The 23027-nt window shown below is 57.1% G+C and carries 18 protein-coding genes; 6 read left to right on the forward strand and 12 right to left on the reverse strand.

Features of this window, described 5'->3' with window-relative positions; translation table 11 throughout:
* Positions 1 to 196: 196 nt before the first annotated feature.
* From Q0510_RS17990 to Q0510_RS18035, 10 genes are all read right to left on the reverse strand, one after another.
* On the reverse strand, positions 197 to 559 hold the full coding sequence (locus Q0510_RS17990) for a VOC family protein (protein ID WP_298714972.1): 363 nt from the start codon (positions 557 to 559) through the stop codon (positions 197 to 199).
* 874 nt (positions 560 to 1433) lie between these two features.
* Complete coding sequence (locus Q0510_RS17995) at positions 1434 to 2300, reverse strand: sugar phosphate isomerase/epimerase (protein WP_298714974.1); 867 nt, start codon at positions 2298 to 2300, stop codon at positions 1434 to 1436.
* A complete protein-coding gene (locus tag Q0510_RS18000) occupies positions 2297 to 3406 on the reverse strand; it encodes a Gfo/Idh/MocA family oxidoreductase (RefSeq protein ID WP_298714976.1) in 1110 nt (369 codons plus the stop codon). The genes Q0510_RS17995 and Q0510_RS18000 overlap by 4 nt, the downstream gene beginning before the upstream one ends.
* Positions 3407 to 3433: 27 nt before the next feature.
* The gene (locus Q0510_RS18005; RefSeq protein ID WP_298714978.1) at positions 3434 to 4147 is read right to left on the reverse strand and encodes a ThuA domain-containing protein; all 714 of its coding nucleotides are present in this window, start codon (positions 4145 to 4147) and stop codon (positions 3434 to 3436) included.
* 6 nt (positions 4148 to 4153) lie between these two features.
* Entirely contained in the window at positions 4154 to 7360 is a 3207-nt protein-coding gene (locus Q0510_RS18010; protein ID WP_298714980.1) for a PVC-type heme-binding CxxCH protein, read from the reverse strand.
* 4 nt (positions 7361 to 7364) lie between these two features.
* Positions 7365 to 8942 carry an MFS transporter gene (locus Q0510_RS18015; protein WP_298714982.1) on the reverse strand — a complete coding sequence of 526 codons (1578 nt, stop codon included), beginning with the start codon at positions 8940 to 8942 and terminating at the stop codon, positions 7365 to 7367.
* Positions 8943 to 8968: 26 nt separating this feature from the next.
* Positions 8969 to 10033 carry a cellulase family glycosylhydrolase gene (locus Q0510_RS18020; RefSeq protein WP_298714984.1) on the reverse strand — a complete coding sequence of 355 codons (1065 nt, stop codon included), beginning with the start codon at positions 10031 to 10033 and terminating at the stop codon, positions 8969 to 8971.
* 20 nt (positions 10034 to 10053) lie between these two features.
* On the reverse strand, positions 10054 to 10761 hold the full coding sequence (locus Q0510_RS18025; RefSeq protein ID WP_298714986.1) for a DUF3823 domain-containing protein: 708 nt from the start codon (positions 10759 to 10761) through the stop codon (positions 10054 to 10056).
* 18 nt (positions 10762 to 10779) lie between these two features.
* Positions 10780 to 12675 (reverse strand): RagB/SusD family nutrient uptake outer membrane protein, encoded by a 1896-nt coding sequence (locus Q0510_RS18030; RefSeq protein ID WP_298714988.1) that lies wholly within the window; start codon positions 12673 to 12675, stop codon positions 10780 to 10782.
* Between the two features lie 19 nt (positions 12676 to 12694).
* Positions 12695 to 15871: a TonB-dependent receptor gene (locus Q0510_RS18035; protein ID WP_298714990.1), complete on the reverse strand. Its 3177-nt coding sequence runs from the start codon at positions 15869 to 15871 to the stop codon at positions 12695 to 12697.
* A 332-nt stretch (positions 15872 to 16203) separates the two neighbouring features.
* Here Q0510_RS18035 and Q0510_RS18040 point away from each other — a divergent pair, with 332 nt between their 5' ends.
* The 5 genes from Q0510_RS18040 to Q0510_RS18060 all read left to right on the forward strand — a co-directional run bounded on the left by Q0510_RS18040 (position 16204) and on the right by Q0510_RS18060 (position 21040).
* On the forward strand, positions 16204 to 17775 hold the full coding sequence (locus Q0510_RS18040) for a two-component regulator propeller domain-containing protein (RefSeq protein WP_298714992.1): 1572 nt from the start codon (positions 16204 to 16206) through the stop codon (positions 17773 to 17775).
* The gene (locus tag Q0510_RS18045) at positions 17667 to 19307 is read left to right on the forward strand and encodes a sensor histidine kinase (protein ID WP_298714994.1); all 1641 of its coding nucleotides are present in this window, start codon (positions 17667 to 17669) and stop codon (positions 19305 to 19307) included. Before Q0510_RS18040 ends, Q0510_RS18045 begins: the two co-directional genes overlap by 109 nt.
* A gap of 5 nt (positions 19308 to 19312) precedes the next feature.
* Positions 19313 to 20086, forward strand: coding sequence for a response regulator (locus Q0510_RS18050; protein WP_298714997.1), 774 nt, complete (start codon positions 19313 to 19315; stop codon positions 20084 to 20086).
* Between the two features lie 97 nt (positions 20087 to 20183).
* On the forward strand, positions 20184 to 20813 hold the full coding sequence (locus Q0510_RS18055) for a DUF2975 domain-containing protein (protein WP_298714999.1): 630 nt from the start codon (positions 20184 to 20186) through the stop codon (positions 20811 to 20813).
* Between the two features lie 2 nt (positions 20814 to 20815).
* Positions 20816 to 21040 (forward strand): helix-turn-helix transcriptional regulator, encoded by a 225-nt coding sequence (locus tag Q0510_RS18060; RefSeq protein WP_298715001.1) that lies wholly within the window; start codon positions 20816 to 20818, stop codon positions 21038 to 21040.
* Between the two features lie 2 nt (positions 21041 to 21042).
* On the opposite strand, the gene Q0510_RS18065 is transcribed toward Q0510_RS18060, so the two are convergent.
* Positions 21043 to 21981, reverse strand: coding sequence for a sugar phosphate isomerase/epimerase (locus tag Q0510_RS18065; protein WP_298715003.1), 939 nt, complete (start codon positions 21979 to 21981; stop codon positions 21043 to 21045).
* An 80-nt stretch (positions 21982 to 22061) separates the two neighbouring features.
* Here Q0510_RS18065 and Q0510_RS18070 point away from each other — a divergent pair, with 80 nt between their 5' ends.
* Positions 22062 to 22625 (forward strand): HD domain-containing protein, encoded by a 564-nt coding sequence (locus Q0510_RS18070; RefSeq protein ID WP_298715004.1) that lies wholly within the window; start codon positions 22062 to 22064, stop codon positions 22623 to 22625.
* A 67-nt stretch (positions 22626 to 22692) separates the two neighbouring features.
* Here the strand turns inward: Q0510_RS18070 and Q0510_RS18075 are convergent, their stop codons facing one another.
* Positions 22693 to 22842: a hypothetical protein gene (locus Q0510_RS18075; protein WP_298715006.1), complete on the reverse strand. Its 150-nt coding sequence runs from the start codon at positions 22840 to 22842 to the stop codon at positions 22693 to 22695.
* Positions 22843 to 23027 lie beyond the last annotated feature (185 nt).

The raw sequence follows: 23027 nt of genomic DNA on the forward strand, positions 1-23027 counted from the left end.
GTAATAGTAATATTTGTTGCTTACTATATCGTTAAAAACATCGGATTTGGCAATCCCAACCAGATCTTCTAACACTTTTCCAAAATCGAAGTCTTTGGTTATCAAAGGAGTAGGTTCAGGAAATCTCATATTTATTCCTAATTTTTATAAAATTAGGAATAATTAGGAGTATAAAGTGCAAAAATTGATAATTCGCTTATTTATCAAACTCAATCATCTCCACCCTGTTCCCAAAAGGATCGCGAAAGAAAGCGCGCTCCCGGCCTTCGATCTTCGATGTATAGGCGATGGCTACCCCCTGGGATTGCAAATAAGATTTCGCGGCTTCGAGGCTTTCCACTTCGAACGCGGGGTGGCGGCCACTGAGGAGCTCGGTCGTCTTGTCTTCCTCCACGAGGTGCAACTGGATGTCGGCGATCTGGTACCAGATGGCGTTGCGGGGGTGTTGACCGGGTATTTCGGTGAGCTGGAGCAATGCTCCGTAGAATCGCCTGGCGGTGGCTTGCTGGCCTGTCGGGATCATAACGGCTACATGGTCGATCTTCGTAAAGCGTATCATCTTCAGCGGGAATTTGTCTGTTTCCCGGCGCAAATATCTGCCAAACCCGGGAAATATCCGCTAAAAGTTTAGCAACCCGCTTTCCCGCGCACACTTCCTGCCGCCAAACCGCTTCGTTACCGGGGAAGTCCTGCGCCGTCACTTGTAACACCATCCCCTCCGGCGCCACATACCGCCGTTGAAAAACATACGCCCATTCGCTGTTATAGGCGCCTTCTCCGGCAAAGCCTTCCTCCCACACCCTGCCGCTGGCGTCACTGATCCTGACAAACACTGCCTTCACCCTAAAATCATCCTCCGCACGGATCAACAGCTTACAACCCTCCCGTCTCACGTTCCCAACCCATGCTACACTTCTTACTACCGGGGCTTTCATGGCATCCCCCAATGCCACGGTATATCCGGCGATGCCCCGCCGCCGGGCCTCAATTGCATACGCTTCCCCCAGCCCCTCCATCGCCTGCGCCGCCTTCGCGTACCGGGCAGCCATCCGGAAGCGGTCGCGGGCCGCCTGCTGGGCAGGGGTAGGCTTGTGCCCGGAGAAATCAGGGTATTTGCACAGCAACGTCTTTCCCCCAAACTGCCTGACCACCACCTGCTTCCCGATCGCGCCGCGCGCGCCCTGCAGCAGGATATTATCATGTACAATCGCCATAATGACCCGAATGTCGGCTATCCGCGGCCGAAAAGACTTGCAGAAAAGGACAAAAAACTTGCAGGAAAGGAGAAAATGACGAATGGAGATCAAAGGAAGAGTGAAGGAAGAGCGAAGGATGAGCGAAGCATGATCCCCATAAAAATAGCCGTCCGGGAAACCGGACGGCCTTTTCCACACGTCTTTACGTTACAGTCAAAGGTATGATTTGACAGCTTCTTATGTAAAAATTCGCTTATAAAACGCTGCGCCTTCGGTGGCCATTTCGTCCGCGTTTCCCGCCAGCGGCCGCCAGATGCAGGCGGCGCGGGCCAGTTCTTCGGAAGGCTCGCCGAACGTTTCCAGCACCACGGCGCCCTGGTACCCGATCTCATCCAGCGCCTGCCGGATGGCGGTCCAGGGGAGGTGCCCCGTGCCCGGGGTGCCCCGGTCGCTTTCGTTGGCCTGCACGTGCAACAGCAACGAGCCGGCTTTACGGATCGCGGCGGGGATATCCTTTTCCTCGATATTGGCGTGGAAAGTGTCGAACGAAAGGCGCAGTGCGGGATGATCCGCTTCGGCGATGAGCGCCAGGGCCTGATCTGTCGTGTTGATCATATCCGTTTCGAAACGGTTCAGCGCTTCCACGCCCAGGAGAATCCCATGGTCGGCGGCGGCTTTGCCGGCGATGCGCAGGTTCTCCAGGCACCAGGCCCGCTCCTGCCGCTTCTGCTCCGCCGGCACGATGCGCGTTTTTCCTACGGCCGAATACAGCGGCCCGCCGAACAGCGGACTGCCCGTTTTCTCCGCCAGCCGGATACATTCCAGGATGTAGTCCAACCCTTCCTTGCGGAAGGCGGCGTTGTCGGACGAGATGTCGCGCCGGGGGCCGAAAGCGCCGCTCAGCGTGATCTGCAGGCCGAGGTCGCGCGTCATGGAAACGAGGAGGTCCCAGTCGATGAGGTCCGCCTGTTCCACCGCCACTTCCACGATATCGTAGCCCGCGGCTTTTATCTTCGGCAACAGGTGGAAGTCCGCCGTTTTAAACGGGGAAGCATACACAAACGTGCTGATGCCGGTCTGGATTACGGGTTTGCTTGTCATCATTCGAAATCAGGAATTTGGATGCGTTTGCCGCCGTTCATGGCCGATTCGTGCGCGCAGATGCCGGCGCAGGTGTAGTTGGCCGCCATGTGTGCGTCTACCGCGGATTCGCGGCCTTCCACGATCGCGGCGAGGAACTCCTGCACCAGGTGCGGGTGCGACCCGCCGTGGCCCGCTCCCTGGAGGAACGATACGTGGTTGGGGTCGTCGATCTTCTCGCGTTTGGTGAAATGCGCGATCTCGGGGATGAGCATGTCGTCGGTATCGGGGCATTCCATCCTGCGGGCATTCTCGCCGCCGTCGAATACGGAATGGCCTTCGTCCTGCAGCTGCTCCCATTCAAACGACATCTTCGTGCCATATACGTCATAGCTCTCCCTGTACTGGCGCACCACGTCGAACAGCGAGCGGGTAGCCTCGGCCACCACGTCGGAATTCTTCAGGGTGAAGGTGGCGGTCTCCACGGCAAAGGGGCTGCCATACCGCGAAGCGAGATCTTCGCTCAGGCGGCCGGAGCCATGGCATACCACGGATTCTGCTTTGGTATTGTTGATCCGCAGCAGCGGCGAGATAGCGTGCGTGCCGTTGAGCATGGGCGGATAACCTTTCCAATATTCGTCCCATCCCGGCATGCTCATATCCTGGATATGCGAACCCCGCACAAACTGGATGCGTCCCAGTTCGCCGGATTCAGCCAGCTTCAGGCCGTACAGGAACTCGCGGGTGTAAAGGGCGGTTTCCATCATCATGTATACTTTACCCGATTTCTTGCGCGCTTCCACGATGGCTTTGCAATCCTCCACGGTCATTGCCATGGGGATGGTGCAGGCGGTGTGTTTACCCGCGTTCAGGCTTGCCAGCGTCATGCGTGCGTGCTCGGGAACGGGGGTTACGATGTGGATGGCGTCTACGTCTGCACGCTTCGGCACGTCTTCGTAATTGGTGAAGATGAGATCGTCGTCGAGGTTGAAACGTTCCTTCAGTTCTTTCAGCGTTTCCGGATTCCTCGTGCAAATGCCCACCCGTTTAATGGCGGGGTGCTTTTGATAAATGGGAATAAATTCCTTTCCGAATCCCATCCCTACAATTACAACCGTGATCTGTTTCATAATATCCTGAATTTTTAAGGTGATGAATTAACGGCGGGCCGCCCATTTTACGGCGTTCCGCAACAGTGTCTGGTACGCTGCCAGCTCATGCGATTTATCGTCGTGCCCCAGCGCCAGGCCCACGATGCGCGATTTCGGATGTTCCACGATGAACACCGCCGGGTGCGTAACCCCTTTGCCATTGCTGCTTTCCGCCAGCACGGTGATTTTGGCGGCGGCGGGGTCGGCGTTGTAGTGATACAACTCATCGTCGAGCGTGAAGCTTTTCGGCACTTTCCGCGTAACGGGGTGCTTGCCTTTGAGGGTTACGGTAAACGGACCGTACTTCTCGTGCGAGCGGCTGCCGCCGCCTACGAGGCGGGCATTGTATTCCGGCCAGTCTTTCCAGTTGTACCAGATGGCCGCATGCGCGAGCACGAGCCCCTTGCCGGCGTCCGCATGGGCGAAGATGGCGTTGCGGGCCGCGGGGTCTTTGATAGGCTGGTTGTTGGCCAGAAGCAGCACGTCCGTTTCGGGAAGCCGGGCCGTGATGGTGGAGGGATCATCGGTGTAGGTGACCTTGGCGAAACCGTCGCGCTCCAGCGTGGCGGCATCTTCCCCTTTATACCAGCGATTGAAGTCATGGGAACCGCCGCCGCCTACAACGAGCACGCGGACCGGGGCTTTCTGCGCGGCCAGCGGCAGAGCGGCCAGTATCAGCGCAAAGGCTAAAAGTTGACGAAAGAATTGTTTGCTGTTCATACCGTTTTATTTAACTACTTGAAGAATTCCGTTCATCCCGCGCCAGTGGCCGGGAAAGGTGCATACGAAAGGATAATCGCCGGGCGTGGCGGGCGCCGTGAAAGTCAGGCTCACCGTTTCGCCGGGATTGAGCAGCCTTGTGGCATGCAGCACTTCCGGCACTTTGGGCACATATTGCAGCTTCGAGGCGTTCGGGTCGCGGACCATCGCATCGGCCGCGGCGCCTACTTTTTCCAGCGTGCCCGGTTTGATGATGAGCAAGTTGTGCTGCATCCCGTCGGGGTTCTCCAGGCGGATCGTCACCTTCTGGCCCGCTTTCACGCTGAGCTTTTTCTTGTCGTACTGCATGATGTCTTTCACCACTTTCAGATCGATCACCAGCGCAGGCGCTGCTACGGCAGCAGGTTTGGGAGCGGACTTGTCGAGCGTAATGGTCACGTTGCGCAGGAACCCATTGAAGCGCTCTTCCGTTCCCCAGCCTTCCGTTCTGGCGGCAAACAGCCCCGGCGCCTTGCCGGAACCTGCCGCTTCGCCGTTTACGCGGAGGCGGATGGCGCCGCTTTTCAGCAATTGCGCTTCTACATCCGCTCTTTCAGGCAATGCTTCGCTGGAAACCGCGCTGTAGGTCTTGCCGGCCTGCACCACGTCCATTTGCAGCTTGCCGCCGCGCACGGCGAGGGTGTAGCCGTTGGTGGCGTCGCCCTGCGACAGGATGGTGCCGGAGGGATTTTTATTATCCCGGGAAGCACCCACCGCAGCCCTGATCGTTATTTCCTTACCATTTACGTCGGGAGCGGCGGGCATGAATCCGCGGGGGTCTAAAGCATAGTCTTCGTGATATAAAGCTTCCGTCAGCTTCTTCGTGAACGCGCCGGGAGCGGTAGCCGCGCCTGCGGCGGACAGAAATCCTTTTTCATGTTGCACCGCCGCCGCCAGCAGGGCTTTGGCGAGGAAGGGGTCTTTCCCGTTCTGCGCCACGGCGCTCATGCGGTATACCGCGGCACCGGCGGCCGAAGAGGCCGGGTATTCCACCAGTTCCTTGATGGCCGCCAGGCGTACCTGGAGATCTTTATCATTGAGAATCCCGCTGCTCAGCAAGGCCGCCTGTCCCTTCGCAGTTTTCGGCAGCACTTCCACCGCCGCTTTCCGGACGCCGGCAGCAGGGTGCTTCAGCGCCGTCACGAACGCCTGGAAAGTAACGGGGTCTTCTGCGAGGCCGAGGCCGTGCAGCGTCCAGAGGGCGTGTACGGCAGGACTGTTCAACCCAACCGCATCCACGCTCCTGTTCGCCGCGATCTTGCGCAGCGAGGGCGCCATGGCCGTCAGTTGCTCCTCCACGATGAGGCGCTGGGCCGTCATCCGCCAGAACATATTTTCGTGCTGCAGGCCTTTGCGCAGCGAGGCCGTGTCTTGCCTGCTGAGGTTTACCGGCACGTAGGGTTTCGCATTTTTGTACACCACGCGGTAGATGCGGCCATGGGATACGTCGCGGTGCTCGCTTTCGAATGCATTGCCTTTTCCGTGGGGCTGTTCGGTGAAGGGAAGGATGGTTTCCCGGGGGGCCTGTTCCTTCACGAACACATTATGCTGGATGATGAAGTTATACCAGTCGGCTACCCAAACCGCGCCATCGGGGCCGGTTTCGGCATGAACGGGGCCAAACCACTCGTCTGAACTGGCCATGAGGTTCCAGCCGTCCTTTTCTTTAAACCCGGCGCCGTCTTTCTCGATCACCGCGTTATGCACGAGGCGCACGGTAGGTTCGTTGATGAACGCCACGCGGTTCCAGTATTCCTTCGGGAAGCTGCGCGCGGTATAAAAATGGTGGCCGGTGGCGGAAGTGAAACCGCCCATCACGTCCACCTGGCGCAGGTTCGGCGTCATGGCATGTACGTCGTAGTGGCCGTCGATCTTCTGCACGGGATCGGCATTGCCCACGTCTATCTTGCGCTGCATGTACCAGAACGGCATGGAATACCAGGCGCTGTGGGTGTTGTTGGCGGTGGAAATGAAGACGTGGTTGTCTTCCGTGAAGCCCAGCCCCCAGGTGTTATTGGACGTGCGGCCGAGGAATTTGAAATCGGAACCGTCGGGTTTGAAGTGATACACGCCCTGCGGGAATTTCTGCCGCTCGCCGTTGATGGTGCCGTCGAAACCGGAGTAACCGGTCACACCCCAGATCTTATTATCGAAGCCGTACTGGAGGTTGGAAGGACCGGCGTGCGTATCCTGTTTGCCCCATCCGGTAAAAATGGTCTCCCGTTTATCGGCCTTATCGTCGCCGTCGGTATCCTGCAGGAACAGGAAATACGGCGCCATCGACACGATCACCCCGCCATTGGCGAAAGCGATGCTGGTGGGGATGTTGAGGCTGTCGGCGAAGATGGTGAACTTATCGGCCCTGCCGTCGCCGTCGGTATCTTCGCATATCTTGATGCGGTCGTTGGCGGTGGAGTCGGTTTCCACGAAATCATTCGGGTAGTCGATGGTTTCCACGATCCAGAGGCGGCCTCTTTCGTCCCAGGCCATGGCGATGGGTTTGGTGATATCGGGTTCCTGCGCGAACAGCCGGATCTCGAATCCCGGGGGCACCTGCGTGAGCTTGTTGGACTCCGCGGGCGGCAGGGCATCCTGGAATTTAGGGACGTTGTAGCGTTTGGTATAATCCGCGATGGTGTCGGAATTATAGATATCGACGTCGGGGATCTTCGCCGCGGCGATGCGGCCCCTGGCTTCTTCCCCGATGGCTTCCATTACGTTGTTGCGGACTTTATCGAGGAAAGCGACCTGTTTCCAGGCGTCGTCGGATTTACCGTCTGACAAAACGATCACGCGCCCTTTGCCCAGGCTCCCGGATTGTTTCGCGAAAGCCGCCGTGCGGAGGCCTTCAGCGCCCTGGTGCAATACGAGCAGCCCTTTCCCTCCTTCCACAAATGCGCGCAGCGCCGCCTGGGATGTAGCCGACGGCGTTTTGGCCGTGCAGTAGATCACCGCGTCGAATGCCGCGAGCCTGGATGGCTGGAGATCGTCCGGCCGCTCGGTGTACGTAATATTGACGCCGCTTTTGAACAGCTTCGTGGCCAGCCAGGTGGCCTGCACGTTACCGCTGCTCCCGACGAACAGGGCTTCCGCCCTTCTCCCTTCCTCATCGCCGGGCGCTGGGGCCCAGGCGGAGATAATTCCTGTCAGTAGTATTATCAGAATTCTTTTCATGACGTCATGTGTTTGTTGATTGATTGCCTTCCGCCGGTGGTAGCAATACCGGCCTGTATCCTCCCCTCCTCCTGAACCACAAAATCATCCCCACATAGCAGATCAGCATGATGACGGGAAAAACGGATACGGTACGGAGGGCGTCTTTCTTGGCGCCTTCGCGGACGCCCTGGATGGTTTCTTTCGCTTCTTCCGGCGCGGTTTCGAGCCGGGCGTTGTCGAGCACGCGGTATTCGCCGAAAAGGCTTTTCCTTTCCTGGGTGAGATAAGTGGCATGCAGCGCGGTCTGGTTCTCAGCGTCGTAACGCACGAGGTTATGGTCCAGCTGTTTGTCCTGTACAAATCCCAGGATCACGGCGCCTATCACGCCTACGCCCACCTGCCCCACGGCCCCTGTGAAGTTCAGGGCGAGCACGCCGCCTTTGGGAAACTGTTCAGCGACCACGCCGAGCATCGTCCCCCATAAAAATGTCTTTCCGAGCGCGTACACCGTTGCCGCCACGAGGATCATTATGCCGGACGACCACGAAAGGAAGTTCAGCCCCGCAAACGCGATGGCCGCGCTTACCGCCAGCAGCGACAGCGGCGAAAAACGATGGCAGATCGGGCCGGCGTAAAAGCGCAGCACGGCCATGATCACCGAAGTATAAATGAGCACCCATCCGCCCTGCAGGCCCATTTTGGCCATTTCAGGCGTCATGAGGTCGGTGATCCAGCTGTCGGTACCGAGTTCCGTAGTGGCCAGCAGTACCATCACCAGCAATAAGAGAATGAACATCGGCCTGCCCCACGAGCGCACCACGAACCCCGCCGCGATGGTGATACCGGCCGTCACGGCGATCTTCCCCGTCAGCGACCAGTTCAGCAAACTGCCTGCCTGGAAAACGCACAGCGACACGATGAGCAATATTCCGAGGATCCCCACTTCCTTCACCATATCCAGGTACGACACGCCGGCCTGCACCCTTTCGCTCACCGGGAACTTCTTCCCCGCGATCATCCATCCATACGCCACTACCGGCAACAAAATGCAGCCGATCATGATTTCCCAGCGAACCTGGAAATGGATCAGCGCGATCCCCAGCAACCCGGCCAGCACCATCCCGGCCGGCCATCCGGCATGCAGGATATTGAGCCACTTGGTTTTTTCCCGCGGGTACATGGTAGCTACCACGGGGTTCACCACCGCTTCCGCCGCGCCGTTGCCCAGCGCGAAGAGCAGCGTCCCGAAATACAGCATCCAGTAGCCTGTGGCCATGATGGTGAGCACCACCGACGCACAATGGCAGGCGAATGCGAAGAGCATCGCGGATTTGTATCCTACTTTGTCGATTACGAGACTGAACAGCACGATGCTGATGCCGAAAGGCCAGAAGCTCACACCGAAAATCTCTCCCTGCTGGGTTTTACTAAGGCCGAACTGCATGCCCCATCCGTCCATGAGGAAGGAGCGGAAAACGAACCCGAAAGCGGAGGCTACCAGCACCGTAAAACAGCCCCAAAAGAGCAAACGGCGGTCCCTGCCGCCCAGGTCCGCCGCAACCGGTGAGGGCTGCGGCGGGGCGGTTGAAATCATATCCATACTTGAAGTTTTTTAGTGTCTGCCTGCTATTTGCCCAGCGTCAACCGCCGGATGAGCGCCGTTTCCGAAGGATCGTAAGGGCGCCCGTCCGGGCGGAAGATGTCATGGAACCACACCTTCGGCTCGGAGCCGTCTTTCATGGGCGTGTCCCAGGCGTAAATGGTGTTCGATTTGCCCTGCACCAGGCCCCAGTTTACGGCGATGATACCGCGTTCCTTTAGTCCCGGAAGGGAATTGGCGAAATGGCTGTTGCGGGTGCGGGCCATGTACTCTGTGCACACCAGCGGCTTGCCCGTTGCCTTGAGCAGCGAGTCGGCCACGATGAGGTGCCTGTCTGTGTAGTCGTGGTATGTGATAACGTCGGAGTTTTCCAACTGGAATTTGGTAAGGTTCTTCAGGCTGAAATTCCATACGCCCACGCTCAGCGGCTGGCTCGGGTTAACGGTGCGGCCCCAGCGGAAAACGTTCTGCAGCAGGGGCATCGACTTATCTCCCCAGCCGGAGTTGCCGGGCTCATTGTAGAGGTCCCACAGGAGGATGCGCTTGTCTTTGGCAAAAGTCTTCAGCACGTCTTTCGTGTACGCTTCCAGCGTGGCCATCAGCGAGGGATCGTCGTGAAGGAGCTTCCCCGGGTCCTGCACCCAGCCCGAGTTATGGATACCCGGTTTGGGCGCAGGCTGTGGCCCCGCGGCGTATGTGTTGTTCCAGCAGTCGTCGAAAATCACGAAGATCGTGCGTATGTTGTAGCGGTCTGCGATGGACAGGTAGGTCTTCATGCGTTGCTTGAAGCCTTCCTTGTCCTCTTTCCAGGCGAGGTGATGGAGATATACGCGCATCACCCGCATCCCGATACCGGCGGCGTAGCCAAGGTCCCGCGAGATGGTAGCCGTGTCGAACGATTCCGCCTGCCACATTTCCAGCTGGTTGATGGCCGTTGCCGGGTAAAAATTGGCGCCCGCCATCCAGGGCGTCTGCTTATGCCATTTCCAGGCCTGTTCTTTCGACCACACGGGCCTTTCCTGTTGCGCCTTCGCCGGCATCGCAAATGCTGCCAGGCATATCAGCCAAACATGCACAATCTGTCTTTTCATAATACTCGTTTAAAAAAATATCAAAGGTTGATCCTGGTGACAGGAGAAAATATCATGTCTTCCACCCCCTGCAGCTTCAACCCTACCCTGGCGTAGATGTAGGACTGCGCGGGCACCAGCGCCGGAACGGTCACTTCCATCGAAATATTCGCGGGATCGGTGATGGCGCCGCCGCCGCGTTGCGAGGAAGCGATACTGTAATCGCCGCCGGCGGATACGAAAGCGGTTTTGTTGATGTACAGGTTCACGCGCTCTACGTTCTTCCCGTCTGCACCGGTCACGATCTTTTCAAGTCCGAATGTAGCGGTCACCTTGTTGGCCGCCGCCGCCATCTGCACGTTGCGGATCATGTAGAAGGGCGTCACTTCCAGGTCGAGCTGCTGATCGCCTTTCATCTGCACGGTAATGGAATCAGGCTGGCCGTTGGGTTGCTTTTTCCAGAGGAAAGGCCCTTGCCCGTTGGGTATGGTGAGTTTGTACTCGCCTTCGAACAGGAGCACCGAAAAACTGCCCTCCTGCGTGAAAGTTGTGTTGGACACGGGGCCCACCTTCCCGAAGCCGAACTGGTACAGCTGGAACGGCACCTGGTTGAACTCCCCGGGGATCCCCTCGCCCTGGTACACCAGCCTGCCGTGCAGGCGCGCCTGGGGCGGATCGAAGTTGTCTTTCTTGCACGACGCGCCCAGCAGGGCCACCAGGGGAAGGATATATGAACAAAGTTTTTTCATGATCGGAGAATTTTAAGTTTAGTCCTGATTCGGGTTGGGAACGATTTTCGGGTTGTTGGACCGGATGTCGTTATTGATGAACGAATAGTAGTTGCCGAGCCGGAAGCGGTTGGTACCCGTCACCAACGGCGATTTGATGATGCGATAAATCCATTTGCCATGGGTGGGGCTGCCGGGATTGTGCACTTTATACGGCCAAAGCGAGAACGGCTGTGTATTGTGCTTATTGGGCGAACCGATATTGCTCAGCAGGTCGGCCTCGTTCATGGAAACGCCATCCCACACCACATGCGCGTTGCGCCATCTTTTCTGGTCGAACACGATGTGCCCTTCGAACGAAAGCTCCGCCCTCCGTTCATGCATGATCCTGCCCAGGTTGATATCTCCCGCGCCCAGCGCAGTGGTAAGCCCGGCGCGCGCGCGCACCTGGTTCATATATCCCGCGGCAACGCCCGGCTGGTTCAGCTCGAAAGCGGCTTCGGCCGCGTTCAGCAACACTTCTGCGTAGCGGTAACGGATAAAGGGAATTTCGCTGCCCGTACCGCGCGAGCCGGAGCCGGACACAGGATCGAGGTATTTGCGGAGGTAAAAACCGGATTGCGCGGTGTGCTCCTTGCCATGGATGGGCCCGTCGTACCCTACCACCTGCACCGGCTGCGTCTGGCCGGGAAGGGTTTTCTGGGAACCGCGGTCGTCGCCGGTCACTACCGAACCGTCTGCCAGCACGTAGCCGGCCCAGATATCCACCTGGCGGCGCTTGAAGAAGGTGCCGGGGAGCATCACGGTGCCGCCGAGGCGCGCATCGCGGCCGGCGAAGATATCGGTCTGGTTATCGTAGTAGATGGGATTGCCGGCGCCGTCTTTCACGGGCAGGGGCTCAAAGGTATTGTCGAGCTTCTCGAAGGATTGCACGAGGTTCAGCGAAGGATTGATCCGGCCGCCTTCTTCCTCTTCCGCGCCGAAACGGGGCTGGTTTACCTGCGTGAAGCCGTGCACCTTGCCGCTTTTCAGCTTGAAGTCTTCGATGAAGATGCTTTCCGGGTTTCCTACTTTGTCATAAAACAGCGCCGCGAAATTCTCGGAGAGATCGGCGTTGCGCTGGTACAGCGCGTAGGTGCCGGCGGACCCGCTGATGATGAGCTCCGCGGCGGTGAGGGCTTTCGTGTAATAGTCGTTGGCTTTGTTCGCAGGAATACCCACTTCGCCGTTCGGCAGCGACACGGAGGGCGTCACGTTGCCGTATTTGGCGATGGAACCGGCATATAGCGCCGCGCGGCACTCCATGGCCAGCGCTGCGCCGCGGCTGGCGCGGGATTTCACGTTCACGTCGGCCGGGAGGTCGGGGCGGATGGCCTGCATTTCTGCGATCACGAAATCATACATGGCCGATTCCGTGGCACGCGCATGGCGGAGATAGGTGGGGTCGCCCTTGTAATCCCATACCATGGGCTCCAGGATCAGCGGAACGCCGCCCATCCTTTTCACCATTTCGAAATAGTAGTAAGCGCGGAGGAAACGGCCCTCGGCGCGGAAGCGTTTCTTCTCATCGTCTTTGAGCTTGGTAGCCGCTTCCAGCCTTTGCAGGAAGAGGTTCAGCTCGCGGATGAGGGTGTAGTCCCAGGTGCTCCAGAAGCCGAAATCCCACTGGTTGCGCTCGATGATCGACTTCGGGCCGCCATTCTGCGAAGGGAAGCTCTCGCTGAAATCCGCCATCGACTCCCAGTTCTTCACGGTGGAGAAATCCGTCTGCCGGTTATAGAAATTCGCCAGCATCGACAACACCAGCGCGGGGTCGTTGAATGCCTGTTCGTTATTCAGAATGGCCGTAGGGTCTACGGTGAGGAACTCGCTCTCGGGCTTACATCCTCCCGCAACCATGGACGCCAGTAATATGATGGAAAGTAACTTTTTCATAAACGGATGATTGTTTGGATTAGAATGAAAGACTGCAGCCTACATTAAACACCTTGCTCTGCGGGTATTGCAACCCGTTCGTGTCCGTGATTTCCGGATCGGTGCTGTATTCTTTCATGTTGTCCAGGATAAAAAGGTTGTAGGCGTTCACGTAGAAGCGCGCTTTCTGGATCCTGGCGCGGTTCACCAGCGGCGTGGGCAGCGTATACCCCAGCTCGATGGTACGGGCGCGGAAATAGGTCACGTTGTGGTTCCAGAAGGTGGATGCGCGGTTGTTGCTATGCCCCTGGTCGTTGTAACGCAGCGCGGGATACTTCCCGGCATTCCACTGGCTGTTGCGGTCATAAATATCGGAACGGTGCCAGCGGTCGGTGAAAACCTTGTTCAGATTCCCGTCGTTGATGAAAGGCACTTTCATCTCCCACTCCTGGATCCAGGTGTAGTGCGATGCGCCGGAGAAGTCGGCCACGAAATCGAAGCCTTCATATCCCAGCCCGAGCTGCAGGCCGAAGTTCATGTTGGGCTGCTGGCCGGAGGCCCATCCCATCGGGCGGCGGTCGTTGTCGGTAATCCTGCCGTCGCCGTCCACGTCTTTATAGATGATGTCTCCCGGAAGGAGGCTCCTGTTACCCTTGCCGTCGATATTCACGGGGTAGCTGTTGATCTCTTCCTGGGTCTTGAACTGCCCGATCGCTTCCCATCCCCAGGTAAAGCCCTGCAAACGGCCTTCGGCGGAATTGAAGTAGCGGTCAACGGAGTTGAAGAAAAGCGGGTTGTAAGACGATATGAACTGGCCTCTTGAATAGGAAATATTACCGCCGATGCGATAGCTCAGCTTGCCGGCCTTGTCGTTGTAGCTGATGGAGAAATCCTGCCCGAAACGCTTGTCTTTATTGATGTTTTCATCCGGCAGCGCATAACCCAGCTCAGAGGGCAGCAGGATGTCCTGCTTGCGGCCGCGCAGGCCGTTACGTTTGCGGACGAAGTAATCGAACGCACCATTCAACCTTCCGCCGAGCATGCTGAAGTCGAAGCCTACGTTGGTGATGGAGCTTTCCAGCCAGCTGATGTTGGTGATGGGAACGCCCCTGTCGCGGGCGCCTACCACGGCTACGCCGTCGAGGATCGCGATACCGTCGTTGTAGTTATATCCTTCGTAGTAAGCGAATTCCGCCAGGCCGAGGGCTTCGCCGTCGTCGCCCAGGATACCGTACGAACCGCGGATTTTAAAGTCGGAAAGTATCTTGCCGGTGCCCACCACTTTCTTCATGAAGTTTTCTTCCGTGAGGCGCCATGCACCGGACACGCTGGGGAAATAACCCACGCGCTTGCCGGGCGCGAACAGGTACGAAGCATCGCGGCGCATAAGGCCTTCGATGAAGTACTTGTTGCCGTATTCGTAGTTCAGACGGCCGGCGATACCGGTACGCGTCTGGCGGTTGTCCTGGTCGGTGTAAGTATCAGACGTATTGAAGTAGATCAGCGGCAGCTGGTTCGAAATGGGAACGGCATGGATCCAGTTGCGGAGGCGGTGGTTGTTGATGCGCTCGCTCACCACCATGGCGTTGATCTTGTGGTCGCCGAACTTCCTTTCATAACCGATCCGGATCTGGGAGCTCTGGTTAATCTGCTTCTCCTGGTTGCGCTCGCGCCAGGGGTTGGTGGAACCGCCGGTGCGGGTGTAGGTGTCGTTGGAAGGATTGTATGTATACGTATCGTAGGTGTACTCGTGGTTGTTCAGCACGTTGTCCGCCATGTAATACGAATACAGCCCGGAAATTTTCAGGCCTTCCACAAAAGGCACATCCCACTCCGCGTCGAGGTTCATCTGCAGCTGGCGCCAGTCGCTTTTGAACTTGCCGGCGTATTGCGTGTTCAGGTAACCCCAGTTGGTTTCGTTATGCTTGATGTCGTTCAGGTAAGCGGGGTTGTCGTTGGCGAAGGGGCGCTCCATGGGCGTGTTCCGCAAAATGGCGAAGCGCGCCTGCCAGTAGTCGTCCACACCGGGAACGCCGGGGTTGTCGCGGGTTTCGACGCGGCCGTTGATGCTCGTACCCACGCGCAGGCCGTTGGCCACGCGGGCCGAAACGTTGCTTTGGATGTTGGTACGCGTAAATTTGTATTCACGTCCCAGCACTGAATTCTGGAAAGTGCGCGTGGCGGAAACGTAGTACGTCACTTTATCGGTGCCGCCGGTGAAGTTGAGGTTATACTGGTTCAGCGGTGTATTTTCTTTCACGATGTAATCGCGCCATTTGAAACTTTTATAACCATATTCCGTTCCCTGGCGGTATTTTTCCAGCTCTTCGGGGGTGATGTTGGTGGTGATGGGATTGTCGCCGATGTTGGGAAAACGGTTCATTTCCGCTTCCGCCTTGAGGCTCATATATTGATGCGAATTATCGAGTACGTCGATGAAGCGCGTCCAGCTCTGCCAGCCCCAGTTGGCGTCGAGGTTGATGGAGCTGCGGCTGCCGATGCGGCCTCTTTTGGTTTGCACCACTACCACGCCATTGGCCGCGCGAACGCCGTAAATAGCCGCCGAAGCGTCTTTCAGGAAGGAAATACTTTCGATGTCGTTAGGTGAAATGTTGTTGAATTGACCTTCGTCCTGCTGCACCCCGTCGATCACATACAGCGGGCGGCCGAGGTTACGGATCTGGATGGAAGCGGAAGCGCCGGGGCGGCCGTCGGGCATGCGGAACGATACGCCGGGCACTTTGCCCGCGAGCGTCGTGGAAACCGTGGCCCCTCCGCGCACATTGCCGATATCCTGCGCGGAAACGCTGGAGATCGCGTTGGTAAGGGATTTTTTACGCGCGGCGCCGTACCCTACGATCACCACGTCGGTGAGCTCCGTAGCGGACGACAGCAGCGCCACATTCATAGCGGCCCCTGGTGTGGCGGCGAGCTCCTGGGTACGGAAGCCCACCATGGTAAACACGAGGATGGCGCCGGGTTTTACATTGATGGTGAACTGGCCGTCGGGCTGTGAGAGCGTACCGTTGCGGGTGCCTTTTTCATAAACGGTAACCTGGGGAAGCGGGGAACCGGCACTGTCGCGCACGAAGCCCGAAACTTTCTGCGGGCCCGCCGTCTGGGCGTAGGCCCCTGCCCATGAAAGGCAGAGCAACAGCAGTAACATCAGTTTACTGCGACGAACCGTTGCCACTTTTTGTAGTGCAATGTCGTTCATACGTGAAATGGATTTTGGGTGATTAAAGGATGCTGTTTCGATCCTCCGGCATTGCCGGTTTTTCATACCGTGTTTTTCGACTTAACCATTTAGACGTGTGATGTGCATACCTCCGCAAGCGCAATAGGAGCCCTGTCCGGCCGTGGGACCGGTTTTCGCGGTGGGTAATACTATTGCTGGCTGATATCAGTTTTTCTTCAACGCGATCCAAAGATTGAAAAAACATTCGGCAAGCATTGGCCGATTCATTTCAATTTTTCGCCATTTCGTTTCAATCCGTCTTCTTCCTCCAGGATATTTTTATATTTACGTAGCCTTATAATTCCACTACGTTGCAGTTCATCGGTACCATACTGGCCTTGCTATGCCTTCTCCCGGCCACGCCTTCCCGGGCGCAGCAATACTATTTCCGCGATTACCAGGTGGAAGACGGCCTCTCGCACAACACGGTTTTCTGCGTAGCGCAGGACAAACAGGGATTTATCTGGGCGGGCACCAAAGACGGGCTCAACCGGTTCGACGGGCGCGAGTTCCGCGTCTTCCGCGAAAAACCCGGCGATTCTTCCGCCATCGGCAATAATTTCATTTTTTCTTTGTGTGTAGATGATAACGGGCAGTTATACGCAGGCACCGGCAACGGCCTGTACCGTTACCATGCAGCCACGGAAAGCTTCGAACGCGCGCCCTCGCCCGCCGGGCAGGATGCCAATGCGTTGCGGGCCGACCGGCAGGGGAACCTCTGGTACCTCAGCTGGGGCCACCTTTACCGCTTCAACCCCACCAAAAACATCAGCGAGCCCATTACCGCCGGCTACATCCCCGGCAACCTGAGCGCCCTGCATGTCAGCAAAAAAGGCAGCGTCTGGATCGCCAATGCCCAGGGAGAAATCCGCCGGCTGGGCGATTCCCTGCGCAAATGGGACGTCTGGCGGCAATCCCCCAGACCCCACACCCGACACATCACACACCTGCTCTCCGTGCCCGACGGCCGGCTGCTCGTTGGCACCGCCAACCAGGGCCTTAAACTGCTCGATCCGGAGAAAAACACATACGAAGACCTGGTGACCTGGTCCGACGGCGACGTGGGCGTCTACGTCCGCTTTATCGCCCATCACAGCGGCAGCGAATACTGGATCGCCACGGAATCAGGGATCTATATCGTCAACATCGCCACCAAAACGCATATTAACCTCCGCAAACAATATAATAACCCGTATTCCCTCACGGATAACGCCATTTACTGCCTGCACCAGGACCGCGAAGGCGGTATGTGGGCCAGCAGCTACTTCGGCGGGCTGAATTACTACCCCAAGCAGTACACCTATTTCGAGAAATACTGGCCCGATAACAGCGGGCAAACGCTCAGCGGCAACGCCGTGCGCGAGATCTGCCAGGATAAATACGGGAATATCTGGGCGGGCACGGAGGATAACGGCGTGAACCGGGTGGACGTCCGCACCGGGCGCATCCGGCAATACACGCCCCGTAATAACAGCAGTAAAGCCCTCTCCCACACCAACATCCATGGATTGTATGCCGACGGCAACCAGCTCTGGATCGGCACGCTGGACAAGGGCGTGGATGTGATGGACATCCGGACCGGGCAAACCGTCGCGCATTATTCCGCCGGGCCTGAATCTTTTGGCAGCAACTTCATCTTATATTTTTACCGCACCCGCGATGGAGATATGCTGGTGGGCACCGGCAGCGAACTGGCGCGGTACGACTCCGCGGCACGAAGGTTCCGCCGGGTGGAGGAAGTGCCGCACGCCAGCCAGCGGAGGGCACGTTATGGATGGCCACGTCGGACAACGGCGTGCAATGGTACCGCAAGCATTCCGGCGAGCATGGCATGTACACGCACGATCCGCGGGATTCTTTTTCGCTGTCGGGGAACAATGTGAATACGGTGCTGATCGACAGGGCGCAGCGGATCTGGGCGGGTACGGAAGGGCGCGGGATCTGCCGGCTCGATGGTTCCGGCCGCTGGCGGCGGTACACCACGGAACAGGGGCTGCCCAGCGATTACATTTTCCGGTTGCTGGAAGACCGCCGGGGGATGATCTGGGCCACTACCTCGCGGGGGCTCGTGTGCCTGGAGCCGGAATCCGGCGCGGTGAAGATTTATACTACGAGCCACGGCCTGCTGAACAACCAGTTCAACTACAATTCCGGGTTCCAGGATAAAGACGGCAACATGTACATCGGCTCCGTAAAAGGTATGATACGCTTCAACCCGGATCACTTCCTGCCGGATACTTCCGCCGCGCCCGTATACATCACCGGTATGGAGGTTCGCAACATGACCATGGGGCCGCAGGAAAAACGCGATATCCACTATTCGAAAAAGATCACCCTTCCCTACCATAAGGCTAATTTCAGCATCGCCTTCGCCGCCCTCAGCTTCACGGCGCCGGATATGATTTCGTATGCTTACCGGATGGAAGGGCTCGACAACGACTGGATCTGGATGAAAAGCAACCGGACCGTCTATTTTACCGACCTGAAGCCGGGGCATTACACCTTCCACGTAGCTACCACAGACGCCAACGGGAACCGCCGGCCCGGGGCGGCCATGCTGCAGATCGAGATTACCCCGCCGTTCTGGGCAACGTCGTGGGCCTATTTGTTGTATGCCCTGGCGATCATATCCACCGGGTATTACGCCATCGCGCGGTACCACCGGCAGCAGACGATGAAACAGAAGCGTCGGATGGAAGCCCTGCAGCTCAAAAAAGAAAAGGAATTGTACCAGGCGAAAGTAGATTTCCTCACTAATGTGGCCCACGAGATCAATACGCCGCTGACGCTTATCAAAGGGCCGCTGGAGGAGATCATGGAACACCCCGGCGCGCTGCAGGAAAACAAGCACCACCTGGCCATCATGGAACGGAATACCAACCGGCTCGTGCAGCTCACCAACCAGCTGCTGGATTTCCGGCAGACGGAATCTTCGGGTTTCCGGCTGGACTTCGAGCTGGTAGACCTGCGCAAGATCCTGCTGGAGACGTACGACAACTTCCGCCTTCCCGCGCAGCAGCGAAAACTGCAATTCGACGTGCAGTTGCCGGATGAGGAAGTGCCGGCCTGGGCCGATGAGGAAAGCGTCAACAAAATCTTCAGCAACCTTTTCAGCAATGCGATCAAATACGGGCAGACGAAAGTCGAAGCGAAACTGGAAACAGCCGGCGGCCAGGTGCGCCTGACCGTTGCCAACGACGGCCCCCTGATCCCCGAAGACATGCGGGAACGGATATTCGCCCCCTTCGTGCGGCTGCGGGAAAATGAAAAGCAAAAAGGCACCGGCATCGGCCTGAGCATCTGCCGCTCGCTCACCGCGTTGCACAAAGGCGAACTTTCCGCCACCACCGAAAACGGACTCAACATATTCACCTGGAGCATCCCCGTAGGGACATTCATCAACCTGGAAAATTAAAACCTATGCAACCTGTTATTTTGCTGGCCGACGATAATGAAGAAATCCTGGATTTCGTTTCCTCCATCCTTGAGCCCGAATACCAGATCCTCCGCACCGAGAACGGCCGGGACGCCATCGCGCTCCTGCACCAGGAGAATGTGGACCTCATCATTTCCGATGTGATGATGCCGCTGATGGACGGATTCGAATTGTGCAAAACCGTCAAAACCACCTTCGCCATCAGCCACATCCCCGTGGTGCTGCTCACCGCCAAAAACACGCTGCGCTCTAAAATCGAAGGCCTGGAAACCGGCGCGGACGCCTATATCGAAAAGCCCTTCTCCCCCGCTTTCCTCAAAGTCCAGATCGCCAACCTGCTCAGCAACCGCAATAAAATCCGGCAATACTTCGCCAGCACGCCGCAAGCCCCCATCCAGGCGATGGCGCATACGAGCGAAGACGAATCCTTCCTCAATTCCATCCACCACTTCATCCTGCAGGAACTGGAAAACACCGAGCTCGACGTAGAACACCTTTCGCGCCATGTGAACATGAGCCGGGTGAGCCTTTACCGCAAGATCAAAGCCATTTCCGACCTCACGCCGCATGAGCTCATCAATGTAACCCGCCTCAAGAAAGCCGCCGAACTGCTGGCCAGCCGCAACCTGAAAATCTACGAGGTGGCCATGATGGTCGGCTATAAATCACAGACCCATTTCGGCAAGAATTTCATCAAACAGTTCGGCGTCAGCCCCAGCCAATACATGCAGCAACACCGCGGCATCGTAACCGAATGATCATCCTTTTACAGCTATTATTTATTGTTTTTCGATAAATTTATTTTGATAATCGAAAAACTCGCCCTAGTTTTGTCCCAACAAAAACAAATTCCCCATGCAAGGACAAAGAACTTTTGACATCGTGCGGGTACTGGTCAATGTCGTTTACTATGTAGTGGCGCTGCTGGCGCTGCTGGTGGTGATATTAAAATCCATGGCGCTGGTGATGGGTACGCAGGAACTGACGGATACTTCCCGGCAGCTGACCGTCAATTTCGACGTGAAGGCATTCCCGAAGAAAGACACCCTTCCTCCCCAACTCATTTATGGCAGTTTAAAAAACGCGGCGCTGGAAAAGAAGGAAGATATGTACACCCTTCGCACGACCAGCAGGTCGCCGCTGGGCATTTACAGTTACGTGATGACGCTGCTTGGCGCAATTGCAGTGGTAACCGGGATGGGATGGCTGCGGAAAATCTTCCAGGATTCGTCGCTGAAGGAACCTTTCCGTGCCATCAACGCCATGCGCATCCGCAATATCGGGTTGTTGCTCATTGCGGCAGACGTGGTGCGGCTGATCGGGTATTATATCTTCAACAGGATGACAAACCCGTATTTCACGCCTTACTTCGAACAATATATGGAGGTAGGGAACAGCTTGTGGATGGGATTGCTGCTGCTGGCGCTGGCTGTTGTGTACCGCCGCGGTGTGGAAATTTATAAAGAAAACCAGTTAACGATATAGGTATGGCGATCATCGTGAATCTCGACGTCATGCTTGCCAAACGCAAGATGCAGTTGACGGAATTATCGGAACGGATGGATATTACACTCTCCAACCTGTCCATTCTAAAAACCGGAAAGGCGAAAGCCATCCGGTTCTCTTCTTTGGAAATGATATGCGAAATCCTCGATTGCCAGCCGGGCGACATACTGGAGTATGTCCCCGACCGGCCCGAAGATAAAAAGTAAGGTCAGGACATTGCCTTCCGGAGCATGTCCACGCTTTTGCGGACACCCGTTTCGGCGGCTTCCTTGCCTTCGAATTCAATGGAAATATATCCTTTGTAATTGGCTTCGCGGAGGATGCGGATGATGCGGGGATAATCCAGGTCGAGCGTGTACCACTCACCGCCGCCATAATAGGTTTTGGCCTGTACGAAGCTCGCGTGCGGCGCTACCGTGGCCAGTTTGTCGTAAGGGTTCTCCAGGAAATTGCCCGTATCGAGCAACACGCCCATCCAGGGCGAGTCGATCGCTTTGCGGATGCGGAGCAATCCTTCCGGGGTGGACGTGAGCCCCCAGTGGTTTTCCAGCGCCAGTACCACGCCGCATTGCGCGGCTTTGTCGAGGCACTGCTGAATGCTGTCGATACACCATTTGAACGCATCATCCTCCGTGTAACCGGTAATTGCGGGCTCCACACCGCGGGCGGCCATGAGATCGTCGAACGATTTGATGGTGCCCCAGCGCCCGGAGTTCAGGCGGATGCAGGGAATCCCCATTTTGTACGCCAGTTCGATGCATTTGATGGTATGATCGATATCCTTCTGCCGCTCGGCCGCGTCGGGAGAAACGAAATCCTGGTGGATGGACAGCGACACGAGGTCGACACCGTTTAGGAAGGCATGGCGCTTCAGCTTCTGCAGGTAGGCGTTGTCTTCGCTTTCCATCTGGCGGTGCAGGATATCCACCCCTTCCACGGAAAGCGCTGCGGCTTCGTCGATCACTTTTTCGATGGGTACTTTCGGCGTCCTGAAATGCCAGTAGCTGTACGTGGAAACCGCCAGTTTAAAAGGTTTGGCCGGAGCTGCGGGCGCTGTAGCGGCGGCAATGGCGGAACCGGCGGGGATGGTGAGCATGGCGGCGCTGCCAAGGCTGTTCCGCATAAAATCGCGACGGGAGATAGACATGATTCACTGTTGTTTGGGTTCCCTTCAAAATACACAAATCCCCGGCACGCTGCGGCATTTTTTTTGCTGCGGAAAGACAGATGAATGAAATCCTCCAATCCGTCGAAGCTTTCACCGACAAAGCGCATGGCGATCAGATGCGCAAATATGCGCCGCAGGACCGCTACATCGTCCATCCCATGCGGGTGATGCGGATCTGCCAGGCCTATACGCAATCGCTCCCGGTGCTCGCCGCCGCCATCCTGCACGATGTGCTGGAGGATACGGCCGTTACGAAAGGCGAATTGTCCGCCTTCCTTTCCCACATCATGCCCGCCCGCGACGCTGAGCGCACGTTGCAATTGGTCGTGGAGCTCACCGATGTGTATGTCAAGAACGCTTACCCTCAATGGAACCGCCGCAAGCGCAAAGCCGCTGAGCTGAAGCGCATCACGCAAAACAGCCCGGAGGCGCAGACCATCAAATACGCGGATATACTGGATAACTGCCAGGGTATGTCGGAGCAGGATACCGACTTCGCCCCCGTATTTCTCCGGGAGTGCCGGCAACTGCTCAAATCCATGGACAAAGGGAACCCGGAGCTTAAACAGCGCGCGGAAACCGTCGTAAGCCAGGAGCTTGTCGCGCTGGAACAAAGGCGCTAACGCACGAAGCTCTCCAGGAATAAACGCCCGAAGCCGGAAGCATCTACCCTGTCTTTAAGGTTCTTTTTCAAGGGATCGTACCGGGCGGGGAACCCGGGAAGGAGGACATGAAAGCGGTATCCGCGAGCCGGGAAACCCTGTTGCCGTCCTGCTGCTGCCCTGCCGCCAGTGTGGCGATCAGGATCAGCAGTGGGGTAAGGATGGATCTTTTATGCATATTGGTCCATATGTTTATGCATGGCAAACATACGCCTCCTTCTGGAAGGCTGCTACCCAATCGCGACTTGACCCATTAAAAAGCTGTTTTGAGTGAAAAAAGTATGCAGATCAGTTTTTTTCCGCGAGGCCTTTCACAGCTTCGAGGGCTTTGGGCCACATGGTGGCGAACATTTCCGCGTACTC

The sequence above is a fragment of the uncultured Chitinophaga sp. genome (assembly GCF_937874145.1).
Classification (GTDB): Bacteria; Bacteroidota; Bacteroidia; order Chitinophagales; family Chitinophagaceae; genus Chitinophaga.